A 13692-nucleotide genomic window follows, 5' to 3' on the forward strand; every position below is an offset into this window, starting at 1 on the left:
ACCTTAGTAAGCGTTAGCACCAGTGAAGCCTTTGAAAACGGTCATAAAGATGATTTTGATGTCCATCCAAACCGACCAATGGTGGATGTAATCCAAATCAAACTCGACTCTCTTTTCCATTTTTTCTAAGGTGTCGGTTTCGCCGCGATAACCATTAATCTGTGCCCAGCCAGTAATGCCTGGTTTTACTTTGTGACGTAGCATGTAGCGATCCACGATCTGACGGTATTCTTCATTGTGTGCCACGGCATGAGGGCGTGGGCCGACAATAGACATGGTCCCTTGCAGTACATTGATAAATTGAGGTAGTTCGTCCAAAGAGGTGCGACGTAGAAATCCGCCAAAAGGCGTAATACGAGGATCGTTCTTTGTCGCCTGTTTCACGTTGGAACCTTGATCCATGGTTGTCATTGAACGGAACTTCCAGACTTCAATCTTGCGTCCATCAAGACCGTAACGATGTTGTTTAAAGATGACAGGGCCTTTAGAAGTTGCCTTAATGCCAATCGCAATGACGAATAGAATAGGGGCGATTAAGACCAAAATAATGCTCGAAAACAAGATGTCCTCAAACCGTTTTACCCAAGAAGAAATTCCAGCAAAAGGTGTATCAAAGACACTTAGTGTTTGAACTTGGCCGATCTGCGCCCAACGAGAATGTAAAAGGTTATAAGTGAAGAAGTCGGGAATCAGATACGTATTTGCGGTGGTATCTGAGAATTGGTTAAGAAGTGACGCAATGCGCTCTTTTGCGTGCATTGGCATCGCGATATAGACGTAATCTACTTCCCCTTTTTTAGCTCGCTCAAGGGCGTGGTCAACAGCTCCTTTAATAGGATAATCAGAATTTGGCAATCTGTCGGAAGATCGTTCGTCGTAAAAGCCATCAAAAAGCACGCCGTGTTCTGTGTGGTTTTGAATTTCGTTAGCTAGGGTAATGCCGTGAGGAGTTTGGCCGATGATGATCGCAGTGCGAGTGTTGAATCCTTTTTTTCTCAAATAGGCTAATCCGGTACGGAATGTTACTCGCCATGCTAAAAGCAGAGCGGGCGTAATCGCAAACCACAGCGCTAAAATTGTGTTATCAAATAAGGTATGGACTTCAGAAAAATACAGCACAATAAAGATAAGTGCAGAAGTCACCGCCCAAGCAACACAGACAATAAACATCTGCTCTTTAAACGAACTGGTTCGCCAAGAGCGATACAGATTGCCGCTTTCTGCCATAAATAGAAAGGAGATGCCTCCAACGAAAGCCAATATGACGTAATCTTTCCCCATCGCAGTATTCATGTCTTTGAACACTAAAAGCAGCATAAAAGAGACGATGACAGCAAGATCTGAGATGCGATATAAAAAAGCGAACTCCATCTCATGAGAGCGGATAAGTCCTTTTTGTTTCATGACTCAGTTTCCCTTCTGACACGCTACCGCCCTTGGGTGTCTTCCCCAATTGCCGTGTCGTGAACGTTATTAGTAGTTAATGCACAGAGCATTCTGTGGAATGCTGCTGAGTTTTTTGTCACGTGTAATTTCGTTGATAAGTGTAAAAATTTGCTTTGTTGAGGTAAGTGGAAATAAGAATGATATTTAGCCCTTTGGCTAAGTTTGGCGGGTTAGGAAAAAGCTGGTACTTACTTATGAGGAATGAGGAAAAGTATTAAAAATGAAGTATCAGTACAAAGACAATGGTTTATGTGAGGGTAGAAGAAACGGGTGATTTGATTCGTTAACGATTAATGATTTAGTATCGAATTGCTGATATTTATTAAGATAAAAAAATCCCTCTCAAGTGAGAGGGATTTTTTTGAGTAAGGACGAATGAACTATTCGACTTCTACGCCGTTTTCTTTGTATAGGCGGCGGCATGCGCGACCATCACTGTGGAACAGGTGACAACGATGAGCTGGAATACCGATCTCGATTTTATCGCCAGTGTCGACTGCAAGTGTGTCAGGCTGACGGAAAATAACGTCGGCGTCCGCGCCTTCTAGATTTAGGTATACTTGAGTTTCGTTACCTAGCTTCTCAACAATCATCACTTCACCGTGAATACTTGCATCGGCTTCAGAAGCGGATAATAGGTGCTCAGGGCGAATGCCTAAAGACATTCGGTCGCCGCGGTTAACTGTTGTACCATCCACCGGAATCCAGAAAGATACGCCGTTAGATAGTTGAACTTTGACGCGCTCTGCTTCTACTTCATCAATGAATACGCTCATGAAGTTCATTTTCGGAGAACCGATAAAGCCAGCTACAAAGCGGTTTTGTGGGTAATGGTAAAGCTCAAGCGGCTTACCAACTTGCGATACATAACCGCCGTCTAGTACAACGATTTTATCTGCCATTGTCATCGCTTCTACCTGATCGTGCGTTACGTAGATCATGGTACAACCAAGTTGGCGTTGAAGTTTCGTGATTTGTGCACGCATGTTTACACGCAGTGCCGCATCCAAGTTTGATAGTGGCTCGTCTAGAAGGAATACATTTGGCTGCGATACCAATGTTCGGCCAATCGCCACACGTTGACGCTGTCCACCAGAAAGTGCTTTTGGTTGGCGCTCAAGCAAGTGGCCTAGTTGTAGGATTTCTGCTGCTTGTTCAACACGCTTGTCGATTTCTGCTTTGTCTGCTTTTGCTAGTTTCAAGCCAAATGACATGTTGTCATATAAGTTAAGGTGCGGGTAAAGAGCGTAAGACTGGAATACCATACCAACACCACGTTTGGATGGTTCGACGTCATTCATGCGCTGGTCACCAATATACAAATCACCTGAAGTAATGTCTTCAAGACCGGCAATACAACGTAAAAGGGTAGATTTACCACAACCTGATGGACCTACGAAAACAACAAATTCACCTTCGTTGATTGTTAGGTCTACGTTCTTAGAAATCAGTACGTCGCCATACGCTTTACAAACATTTTTTAACGTGACACTCGCCATGTAGCTCGTCCTCGATCAATTTTTTATTATTCACCGCTCATCATTATATGAATTATCTAGCGAGCAGTAACAGTAGGAATCGGTAAGTTCTTGCGGTTGGTAAGAAAAGTAGGGTAGCACTTCAATAAAATGTCCTAAATAGAAGTGCTACCCATCATAGCCAAGTACGAGTTTCTCTCCCCCACATTATTCGTATTGTCTCCCCCGTGAAATAATTACCACAAACAACACTAATAATGACATTCCACTCGTCTGGCAATGCAAAACCAGCAAATCTTTTTCCTAATACGTAGGCACTGCTGGGAAAGGGTTCTTACCATCCACTCTTGGATGACTGCAGTTTCTAAGATTGTGCGTAGTGCGACATCCTCCTAATAGAAATAATTGTAGGGGGAGTAGAAAGGGAGGAGTAAAAAAGGAGGAGGAAGAAAGCAGTTGGTCGGAAATCACATTATTGCACCACCTAAAGTTGAAACCGATCACAGGAACTATCCATTTTGTGATTTGAGTCTCTTACCCTTGGCGATTTAGATCACGAAAATACGTCATAATTGTAAGGGCGTAGGGATTAGGAGGATGAGACATATTGGATTATTTCAGATGATATATGTCGAAATACGGCTGAACCTCAATGGACTAGCCCTACATCAAAAATATAAAAAGGATACGAACATGAAAAAGTTAAGCGCTGTAGCACTAGGTACTCTTGTTGCTTTGGGTTCTTTTGGTGCTAATGCTGCCATCGAAGAAGGACAACTTACTATCTGGATCAACGGTGATAAAGGCTACAACGGCCTTGCTGAAGTTGGTAAGAAATTTGAAGAAGACACAGGCATTAAAGTGACTGTGGCTCACCCAGATGGCCTTCAAGACAAATTCCCTCAAACTGCAGCGACTGGCGACGGTCCTGATATCGTATTCTGGGCTCACGACCGTTTCGGTGGTTACGCAGAAGCTGGCCTGCTAGCAGAAATTAAACCTTCTAAGAATATTCAAGAAGGTATCGTTGATTTCGCTTGGGATGCAGTACGTTACGACGGCAAATTGATCGGCTATCCAGTTGCGGTTGAGTCTCTATCTCTAATCTACAACAAAGACCTAGTTCCAAACCCACCAAAGTCTTGGGAAGAGGTTGCAGCATTAGATGCAAAACTTAAAAAAGACGGCAAGTCTGCAATCATGTGGAACCTAAAAGAACCGTACTTCACTTGGCCACTAATGGCTGCTGATGGCGGCTACGCGTTTAAATACACTTCTGAAGGTTACGATGTTAAAGACGCTGGTATCGCGAAAGAAGGCGTTAAAGACGCAATGAGCTTCGTAAAAGGCTTAGTTGATAAAGGCGTAATCTCTGCGGATATGGATTACTCCGTGTCTGAGTCTGCGTTCAACCAAGGCAAAACAGCGATGACGATCAACGGTCCATGGTCTTGGGGCAACATTGAGAAGTCTGGCGTTAACTACGGCGTGACTACGCTACCTAAGTTCCAAGGTCAATCTTCTAAGCCATTCGTTGGTGTTCTAACGGCTGGTATCAGCACTGCGTCTCCAAACAAAGATCTAGCAGTTGAGTTCATTGAGAACTACCTACTAACAAACGATGGCCTACGTATGGTTAACAACGATAAGCCTCTAGGTGCGGTAGCACTTAACTCGTTCCAACGTGAGCTAGATTCAGATACTCGTATCGCAGCAACAATGGACAATGCGATGAACGGCGAAATCATGCCAAATATCCCTCAAATGAACGCATTCTGGGGTGCGGCTAAGAACGCAATCATCAACGTAGTTGACGGTCGTCAAACTGTCGATGCAGCTCTTGCAGATGCAGAAAAACAAATGACTAAATAATTAAGTAAGACCTTTTTAAGGAGGAGGCAACTCCTCCTTACTTTTCTATATTTATTCTATATTCGCTAGCAGGTTCCCTATGCAGTCAGTTCAAGGTACAAATGCTATGACAGCACCAGAAGCCAGCCTTCCGAGCAGCAAAAAAGTGTTCATGAAATGGTCACTTTTAGGCACAGTCGGCATCATCAATGGCTACGCAACAATCCTTATGTATTCTCGCGGTGAGATTGCGTTTGCACTACTTACGCTCATTCTTACCGCTTTAGCGTTGTTCATCTTTGGTAGTAAAAAGACGTACGCACACCGTTACATCTACCCTGGTATAGCAGGGATGATCCTTTTCATTCTTTTTCCTTTGGCGTACACCATAGGTTTGGCGTTTACCAACTATAGCGCGAAGAACCAACTCTCTTTTGATCGCGCTCAGAACGTACTTTTGGACCGAACTTACCAAAGTGGTGATAGCTACCCGTTCACTTTGTATAAAACGGAGCAAGGCCATCAACTTGTGGTTGAAAAAGATGGTGAGCTACTTGCAAGCCCGACTTTTCAGCTTGATAACCTTTCAGCATCGGAGTTTGATCTTTCACCAATTGAAGAAGTGACGGGTGAAAAAGAATCAATCAAGGCGATTGTTAAGAACCGCAGTGCGTTGAGCAGTGTCGATTTACATTTGCCAAGCGGTGATGATATCCGTATGAGTGGGCTGCGCAAATTTGCTGCAGTTGTGCCTTTGTACACATTACAAGAAGATGGTGAAACGCTTTACAACAACCGGACTGAAGAAACGCTACGTCCAAATATGGAAGTAGGTTACTACCAGCCTGTCGATGAAAACGGTCAATTTGTTGGCAGCACAGTGTCACCAGGTTTCGTGGTGAACATTGGTACCCACAACTTTGAGCGTGTTTGGAAAGATGATGGTATCAAAGAGCCGTTTATCAGTATCTTTATCTGGACCATTGTTTTCTCTGCGCTAACCGTATTGTTTACGCTTGTTATTGGTCTTGTCCTTGCCAGTGTGGTTCAGTGGGAAGCACTTAAAGGTCGCTCAGTTTACCGTTTGTTGCTAATCCTGCCTTATGCAGTTCCGGCGTTTATTTCTATCTTGATCTTTAAAGGTTTGTTTAACCAAAGCTTTGGTGAGATCAACATGTTGTTGGAAGGCTTATTCGGCATTAGCCCGGCTTGGTTCTCTGACCCGTTCATGGCGAAAACCATGATCTTAATTGTGAACACTTGGCTTGGTTTCCCTTACATGATGATTTTGTGTATGGGCTTACTAAAAGCGATTCCAGACGATTTATATGAAGCATCAGCAATTGATGGTGCGAACTTTGTCACGAACTTTACACGTATCACACTACCAATGATGTTGAAGCCGTTAACACCATTGTTGATCGCGAGTTTTGCATTTAACTTCAACAACTTTGTACTTATCCAGTTGTTGACTGGCGGTGGTCCAAACATGATTGGTACATCAGAGCCTGCGGGTTACACCGACCTACTAGTAAGTTACACCTACCGAATCGCATTCGAAGGTGCTGGCGGTCAAGACTTCGGTCTAGCAAGTGCGGTAGCAACGCTTATCTTCCTATTGGTTGGCGCATTGGCACTTATCAACCTACGTGTAACTAAAGTAGCTCAGGACTAAGGAGAAATTACAATGGCAATGGTACAAGGTAAGTCATTAAAGTATCGTGTTTGGGCTACTCATATTGCAATGTGGGCATTCTTGGCACTGATTATTTTCCCTTTACTGATGATCATCGCGATTTCATTCCGTGAAGGTAACTTTGCAACGGGTAGCCTGATCCCAGACAACCCAACACTTGATCACTGGAAATTGGCATTAGGTTTCTCGGTGACTAATCCAGACGGTACAGTTACACCGCCACCATTCCCAGTAATGACATGGTTGTGGAACTCGGTAAAAGTGGGTGGTATTTCTGCAATCCTAATCGTGGCGCTATCAACCACATCGGCTTACGCGTTTGCTCGTATGAAGTTCAAAGGTAAGAACACCATTCTTAAAGCGATGATGATCTTCCAGATGTTCCCTGCGGTGTTGGCACTGGTTGCTCTGTACGCGTTGTTCGACAAACTGGGTCAGTACATTCCTTTCCTTGGTCTGAACACGCATGGCGGTCTGATCTTCGCTTACTTAGGTGGTATCGCACTGCACGTTTGGACCATTAAAGGCTACTTCGAAAGTATTGACTCGTCTCTAGAAGAAGCAGCGGCTCTTGATGGTGCTACACCATGGCAAGCATTCCGTTTGGTATTGCTGCCACTGTCTGTGCCAATCCTAGCGGTAGTCTTCATATTGTCGTTCATCATGGTAATTGGTGAAGTTCCTGTAGCGTCACTACTGCTTTCTGATGTAGACTCGTACACACTTGCAGTGGGTATGCAGCAATACCTATATCCACAAAACTACTTGTGGGGTGACTTTGCCGCAGCTGCTGTACTTTCAGCAGTGCCAATCACTGCCGTATTCTTACTTGCGCAGCGCTGGTTGGTTGGTGGTCTAACCGCTGGTGGTGTAAAAGGATAATCTCTTGTGGTCTGAGATTGATAAGAATAACTAGAAAAGGGCGACCACATGGTCGCCCTTATACTTAGCAAGGATATTACAATTTTGGTTTGGCCGCCGATCAGTAATATCTTGGCTTTTATTGGCGTTACGCATAGCTGGCTGTTAGCTTAGTTCCTTACGATTCAATCACTAACAGTTTTTGTAACCATAACCTGAGTTTAGACTCAGGTTTTTTTATGCCTTTTAAAGGCAATTTTGCAATAAGTTGATAGAGGTTAGCGGCTTTGCAATGGATTACACAGGGCTTGAATAATGCCCTGCGTAGCACTTCACATAAATAACTAGAGCTTAGTAAAAAGCTAAATTGAGGTAGGGAAGGAAGAGATTAAAACTCTCGGCTGGAAGGTGCGCATCCAACGTATTGAAGCAGCGTGTACAAACTTTCTTGCTGCAGTGCGACGCGACGAAATAGATTAGCAAAGGTAACGTCACCGCCAAAGCAAGTTTGAATGTAATGATTAATTTCTGCTTCGTTATACCCCTCGACGTACATGGTTCTCACCCACTGGTACTCGACCGCTTTTAAATTGGTCAACGTCTCTTCACTTAAGGTCGTTTCTTTTAGTCTCAAGATCCAAACTCTATCCAACTCTAAAATAATGAATGGATTTAAGCAAAGCTAGGTGAAGGATTTATGACAGAGAAGGGCGAGCGTGAAACAAATGGCAAAACCATGATGTTGCTCCACACTCTGGGTCTAGGTAACGTTGAGGTACTTAATAGCGTTCTTAACGGATGCCAGTTACTTGAGATATTTAACGTGTGCTTCCATTTCTTCCCCAATCTCTTTACGCATGTTCATAAGACGGATCGCGGATTGCTCTAAGGCTTTGTCTTCATCTGACTCTGGAATCCATTTCGGTACATCGGTTGGTTTTCCGTTTTCATCTACAGCAACCATGATAACGATACAGTGAGTGGTGAGTCTGTTTTTCATTTGCTTTGGATCACTGGCTTGCACGTCAATCGCAATGTGCATTGAGCTTCGTCCGGTATAAATGACTTTCGCGCTAACTTCGACTAAGTTGCCGACATGAATCGGAGCAACAAACCGAATGCCGCCAGCATATGCGGTAATGCAATATTTACCACTCCACGCTGCAGAACAGGCGTACGCTGCCAAGTCGATCCATTTCATTACGGCGCCGCCGTGCACTTTTCCGCCAAAATTTACGTCGCTGGGTTCTGCTAAAAAGCGAAGGGTAATGTCTCTTTGACCACTGCTCATCTGTCTTTCCTTGATGGGTTATTGTTTTCCCAATTTAGCAGCAAGATGAATTTTCGGGAATAGCGAATGAAACAAAATATTAACTTTTATTCGAACGCTGGAAGTGACAAGCCACAGCGTAGTTCTGTGGCTTGGGGTGTAGATGTTAATTGGCGGTAGAGGCAATCTCAGAATTGGATAATGGTTTTCTCTGTCTTACTTTTATTTGCGACAAGATAACGCCAGAGATGACTAACAACCCACCAATAATGTGGTAAGCGTAAATTTTCTCACCAATTAGTGTTGAAGCAAGTATGACGGAAACCACAGGCATTAGGTTCATGAACATAGCACTTGAATCAGCACCAATTGAGTCAATCGCTTTGACCCACATCAGCGGCGCGAAAATGGAAGCAGCAATACCAGCATAAGCGATTAATGGTAGCGCGTCTTGGCTTGGTAACAGTTGCTCACTAGAGAGCCAAAGTGGTGTGAGCATCAAAACAGAAAAGAAGCCCTGCATGTAAACCAGAGTCAAACTACTGAATGGCATTTTCCAGCGTTTTAGCAGAACACAATAAGCCGCGTATACCATGGCAGCAACGAGCATTAAGCTGTCACCTTGCGTTAAGTCTTGATGTAAAAAGTAAGTGATATCACCGTGACCAAGCATAAATGCCAATCCGCCGAGCGAAATGACACCACCGACGATACTTAACATTGATATAGATTTACCGAGCAATGGGACACTTAAAAACACACTGATCAAAGGAACTAAAGAGGTGATCAGGGCCATATTAGAGGCCGTTGTTGTTAAACCGGCATAGTATCCAAGTGACTGGTTGAGAACCATACCAAGTAACGCAAGAAACGCCAACTTAGCTAAGTAAGGTCGAATAATGTGTCGTTGTTTGATGATTGCAGGCAGGCAAAATGGCGTTAGGAGTACCATTGCGACAAACCAACGGTAGAAACTCATCGCACTTGGTTCAATGGCGCTTGCTGCCATCTTGTTCACAATTGAGTTACCACCCCAAATCATAACGGTGAAAAACGGAAGTAAATAAATCATGAGAACCCTATTGCACAATTATTGATGGCGCTAGTCTGGCAGGTCTTTATAATAAAAAGTATCTCTTAAAAGACATCGTAAGCGATAGGAAGACAATTTTGAAAAAGAGCGCCAGAAATCTTCACCCCTCCTTATCAATCGATCGTGCGCCATCAGATGTATTTATGAATTTCGAAGCGTTTCTCTCTAATACAGAAACACGAATTCATAGCCACCCTTGGGGGCAAGTGCAACTGATCAGCGGTGGGATTCTGGAGATGGATGCAGAAGACACAAGATTTCTAGCACCTCCACATCTTGCTATTTGGGTTCCCGCCGGAATTCGTCACACTAGCTACAACCGTAAGCCAATCGAATATTGTTCTTTGAACATTGCCCCTGAATTGACAGCGCATTTTCCTACCAAAACGAGCTTGATCAAAGTGACTCCAATCGTGTCATCTATTATTGAGGACTTTCGTCAGCGAGACATTAATGTGGCGCAAACTGATGAAGACAAGCGCTTGGTACAAGTGTTATTGGACCAGCTTGCAAAGCAAGAAGTCGAACATCACTTTTTACCGACAACCGACAACAAATATCTTCAGCCAATCTTAAAAGCGGTAGAAGAATCGCCGACGGATGAGATCAGTTTGGCGGAATGGGCAGAAAAAGTGCACACCACTGAACGCACGTTAGCGAGACATTGCCAGAGTGAGTTAGGCATGAGCTTTACTGAGTGGCGCTTACGTGTGCGATATTTACATTCTATGGAGTTGTTGCGTAAAGGGCAGACCGTAAAAGAAGTCGCTCTGACGTTAGGTTATAACCAAGCTAGCCCTTTTATCGCGATGTTCAAGAAATACTCCGGCATGACACCGGAGCAATATAAGAACCGCTTATTATAACTGAGCCAGAACGTAATTCAGACCACCGACCACGGCTGCAACTTGCGCATCGTTGCATTCTTCGTCGGTCACCGTTGGGCTGTCTGGGTACACTTCCGTTGTCGTGCCGTAAACGCAATTTGTTACGCCGCCACACAGGCCCAGTTTTACCATTGGGTAGTTGATAACGCCAAACTGTACGACGGGTGAACCAATGATTTCGCCGTTTTCATCTGCTGGTGCAATGTGAGTCACTTTTGCAACTGACTCAATGACCGCTTTTTGGAAGTCAGGCTGAGGGTTTTCACTATCTCCCACCGTGTAAAAGCCATCTGGGATCATACCTTCAATGTACTCAATACCATCACGAGCAGCTAAGGCTGGACGGAACTCAGTTTCGTCAGAATCTGTCGTTTCATGTAGATCAATGTGCATTAACACATCGCCTAAAGTTGCAACGAGCTTTATGAGGTTAGCGGACTCTTCGGCAGGGCTATCCTTATAGAAAGAGCGGTTTGGATCAATCGCGTTTGGATTCCAGCGGTTGATCACCTCGTAACCCCAAGGGCTTACGCAGGGTGCAACGACAATATTGAAATGCTCTGCATAGCGCTCTGCTTCTGTTTCTACAAACTTTAATGCGCCATGTACACCGCTGGTTTCGTAACCGTGCACGCCGCCTGTGACCAACACAACAGGTTTAGTTGAATCCCAATTGCGTGTTTTGATACAAAACAGAGGGAAGCGTGCCTCGTTGTATGAGAGCGCCCCATATTGTTCAACATCAAAACGCTCGCGTAGGGCATCGATTTTACTGACGACTTCATCTTGGTAGCTACGTTTTACTTCTTGCGTTGCTAACCAAGCTTTACGTTCTTCTTCGTTCCAAGGTTGGCCAGGAGTACCGATCGGGTAAATGTATCCACTTTTCATCTATACTTTTTCTTTTGACTGCTGAAAGGTATCACAAGACTAGACCTGTCTTATCTTTACAGCAATATAAAACACCATTTGGGGTGGTATTCTTTGCAAAATCATCACTTTGATGAGTGATTCATTGGTGTTACATTTTGTTACTTACTCAATTTCATATAAGAGACAAAAAATGGCTGGAGCAAGTTTACTCACACTGTTGGACGATATTGCCACGGTGCTTGATGATGTCGCCTTAATGTCAAAAATGGCGGCAAAGAAAACCGCAGGTGTGTTGGGAGATGATCTAGCGTTAAACGCTCAACAAGTGTCTGGTGTTGCATCTGAGCGAGAGATTCCAGTGGTTTGGGCGGTTGCAAAAGGCTCATTCAAAAATAAATTGATTTTAGTTCCTTCAGCTTTACTTATTAGCGCGATTATTCCATGGCTTATCATGCCATTATTGCTAATTGGCGGCTTATTTCTCTGCTTTGAAGGGGCAGAGAAAGTACTTGAGAAAGTGTTTCCTCACTCGCATCCGCACGAAGAAGAAGATGAGCTAGTTAATACTGGCGAGTCGATAGAAGAGTATGAAAAGCGTAAAGTTTCTGGTGCGATTCGGACAGACTTTATCCTTTCAGCAGAAATCATCGTGATTGCGTTAGGTACCGTGACAGGAGCCAGTCTTGTTACGCAAATTTTAGTTGTCAGTTTAATTGCAGTGATTATGACGGTTGGAGTTTATGGACTGGTCGCTGGGATTGTGAAGCTAGATGATTTAGGCCTTTACCTTGAAAGTCGCTCAAACGGTAAAGGTTGGGTGGCGAAAGTCGGAGGGGCCTTGGTCGCTTTTGCACCAAAGTTGATGAAGTTGTTAACCATTGTAGGAACTGCTGCGATGTTTTTGGTGGGTGGGGGAATTGTGGTGCACAACGTGCCAGCCATTCATCACTTTGTAGAGCCGATTATTATGAACTTTAGCGGTCATTCGGTTGCTACAGCCATTTTGCCTATTTTATTGAACGGTATTATCGGCTTTGTGGCGGGGGTGGTTGTGGTTGCGGTATGGACGATGGTTGAAAAGCTTCGTGGTCAATAATCACATCTAAAACATGAGACGATAATAACAAGGGTCATGACTTCTTTTTACAAAAAGCATGACCCTGTTTTATGGGTGAAACGTCAGTAAAGTACTTACTTCACTTTCCACTCGATCTGTTCATTTGCTCGAATAGGCACAACGATATCATTGCCAAATGGCATCGTTTCTGGCACATCCCAAGCGGATTTTTCTAACGTTACTGTATCTGTGTTACGTGCAATGCCGTAAAAATCAGGACCGTTGAAGCTTGCGAAAGCTTCCAAGTTTTCCAACTTGCCTTCTTTTTCGAAGACTTCTGCATAAAGCTCTAGCGCAGCGTGTGCAGTGTAAGAACCAGCACAACCGCAAGCCGATTCTTTTGCCCCTTTCGCATGTGGCGCTGAGTCTGTACCTAGGAAAAACTTCTTGCTACCACTAGTTGCTGCTTCGATCAGCGCTTGCTGGTGGGTTCCGCGCTTAAGAATTGGCAAACAGTAGAAATGAGGTTTAATACCACCCACAAGCATGTGGTTACGGTTGAAAAGAAGGTGGTGGGCAGTGATGGTAGCCGCTACGTTGTCTGAGGCGTTGTTAACGAAGTTTGCTGCGTCGGCGGTGGTGATATGTTCTAGTACGATTTTAAGATTAGGGAAATCATTGACGATAGGAGCGAGGACAGTATCAAGGAATTCTTTCTCTCGGTCGAAGATATCAACATCGTGATGTGTTACTTCGCCATGAACCAGAAGTAACATTCCGACTTCTTCCATCGCTTCTAAAACGTGATAAATGTTCTTCGCATTGGTCACACCGGAATCTGAGTTTGTGGTAGCGCCTGCAGGATAAAGCTTGGCAGCAACAATGTGTCCGGTGGCTTTAGCCTTACGTATTTCGTCTGGTGTCGTGTTATCTGTAAGGTAAAGCGCCATTAAAGGCTCAAACTGTTCGCCATGTTGCTCTTTAATAATTCGGTCACGGTAGGCTAGGGCGAGCTCAGTTGTAGTAACAGGTGGGACGGTATTTGGCATAATCAGCGCACGGCCATTGTAGCGGCTGATGTCGCGAACGGTGTCTTTAAGAACTTCCCCATCGCGTAAGTGAACGTGCCAGTCGTCAGGACGAGTGATAGTCAGTGTTGTCATTAATTGCTCCCACCATT

The 13692-nt window shown here is 44.3% G+C and carries 12 protein-coding genes; 5 read left to right on the forward strand and 7 right to left on the reverse strand.

The window, feature by feature from the left end; all coding sequences use genetic code 11:
• Window positions 1–3 precede the first annotated feature (3 nt).
• Entirely contained in the window at window positions 4–1404 is a 1401-nt protein-coding gene (locus R7P64_RS02535) for an undecaprenyl-phosphate glucose phosphotransferase (RefSeq protein WP_033906767.1), read from the reverse strand.
• Between the two features lie 422 nt (window positions 1405–1826).
• Window positions 1827–2945, reverse strand: a complete 1119-nt coding sequence (gene malK / locus R7P64_RS02540; RefSeq protein ID WP_005375271.1) for a maltose/maltodextrin ABC transporter ATP-binding protein MalK — start codon at window positions 2943–2945, stop codon at window positions 1827–1829.
• Between the two features lie 672 nt (window positions 2946–3617).
• On the opposite strand from malK, the gene malE reads away from it, so the two are divergent.
• From malE to malG, 3 genes are all read left to right on the forward strand, one after another.
• Window positions 3618–4796 (forward strand): maltose/maltodextrin ABC transporter substrate-binding protein MalE, encoded by a 1179-nt coding sequence (gene malE / locus R7P64_RS02545; protein WP_005375272.1) that lies wholly within the window; start codon window positions 3618–3620, stop codon window positions 4794–4796.
• Between the two features lie 79 nt (window positions 4797–4875).
• The gene (malF, locus tag R7P64_RS02550) at window positions 4876–6450 is read left to right on the forward strand and encodes a maltose ABC transporter permease MalF (protein ID WP_005375273.1); all 1575 of its coding nucleotides are present in this window, start codon (window positions 4876–4878) and stop codon (window positions 6448–6450) included.
• A gap of 12 nt (window positions 6451–6462) precedes the next feature.
• Window positions 6463–7353 (forward strand): maltose ABC transporter permease MalG, encoded by an 891-nt coding sequence (malG, locus tag R7P64_RS02555; RefSeq protein WP_005375275.1) that lies wholly within the window; start codon window positions 6463–6465, stop codon window positions 7351–7353.
• Between the two features lie 367 nt (window positions 7354–7720).
• On the opposite strand, the gene R7P64_RS02560 is transcribed toward malG, so the two are convergent.
• The 3 genes from R7P64_RS02560 to R7P64_RS02570 all read right to left on the reverse strand — a co-directional run bounded on the left by R7P64_RS02560 (window position 7721) and on the right by R7P64_RS02570 (window position 9674).
• Window positions 7721–7966 (reverse strand): hypothetical protein, encoded by a 246-nt coding sequence (locus R7P64_RS02560; RefSeq protein WP_318123141.1) that lies wholly within the window; start codon window positions 7964–7966, stop codon window positions 7721–7723.
• 171 nt (window positions 7967–8137) lie between these two features.
• Window positions 8138–8623 carry an acyl-CoA thioesterase gene (locus R7P64_RS02565; protein ID WP_005375279.1) on the reverse strand — a complete coding sequence of 162 codons (486 nt, stop codon included), beginning with the start codon at window positions 8621–8623 and terminating at the stop codon, window positions 8138–8140.
• Window positions 8624–8768: 145 nt separating this feature from the next.
• A complete protein-coding gene (locus tag R7P64_RS02570; protein ID WP_017821248.1) occupies window positions 8769–9674 on the reverse strand; it encodes a DMT family transporter in 906 nt (301 codons plus the stop codon).
• A 98-nt stretch (window positions 9675–9772) separates the two neighbouring features.
• Here R7P64_RS02570 and R7P64_RS02575 point away from each other — a divergent pair, with 98 nt between their 5' ends.
• Window positions 9773–10561, forward strand: coding sequence for an AraC family transcriptional regulator (locus R7P64_RS02575; RefSeq protein WP_213885923.1), 789 nt, complete (start codon window positions 9773–9775; stop codon window positions 10559–10561).
• On the opposite strand, the gene R7P64_RS02580 is transcribed toward R7P64_RS02575, so the two are convergent.
• Window positions 10556–11473 (reverse strand): M14 family metallocarboxypeptidase, encoded by a 918-nt coding sequence (locus R7P64_RS02580; RefSeq protein WP_213873858.1) that lies wholly within the window; start codon window positions 11471–11473, stop codon window positions 10556–10558. The genes R7P64_RS02575 and R7P64_RS02580 overlap by 6 nt on opposite strands.
• A 172-nt stretch (window positions 11474–11645) precedes the next feature.
• On the opposite strand from R7P64_RS02580, the gene R7P64_RS02585 reads away from it, so the two are divergent.
• A complete protein-coding gene (locus tag R7P64_RS02585) occupies window positions 11646–12551 on the forward strand; it encodes a DUF808 domain-containing protein (protein ID WP_213867848.1) in 906 nt (301 codons plus the stop codon).
• Window positions 12552–12646: 95 nt separating this feature from the next.
• On the opposite strand, the gene pyrC is transcribed toward R7P64_RS02585, so the two are convergent.
• The gene (pyrC, locus tag R7P64_RS02590) at window positions 12647–13675 is read right to left on the reverse strand and encodes a dihydroorotase (protein WP_301875134.1); all 1029 of its coding nucleotides are present in this window, start codon (window positions 13673–13675) and stop codon (window positions 12647–12649) included.
• Window positions 13676–13692 lie beyond the last annotated feature (17 nt).

Origin of the sequence: Vibrio sp. 2304 (genome assembly GCF_033339475.1) — a bacterium.
In the GTDB taxonomy this organism is placed as follows: Bacteria; Pseudomonadota; Gammaproteobacteria; order Enterobacterales; family Vibrionaceae; genus Vibrio; species Vibrio alginolyticus.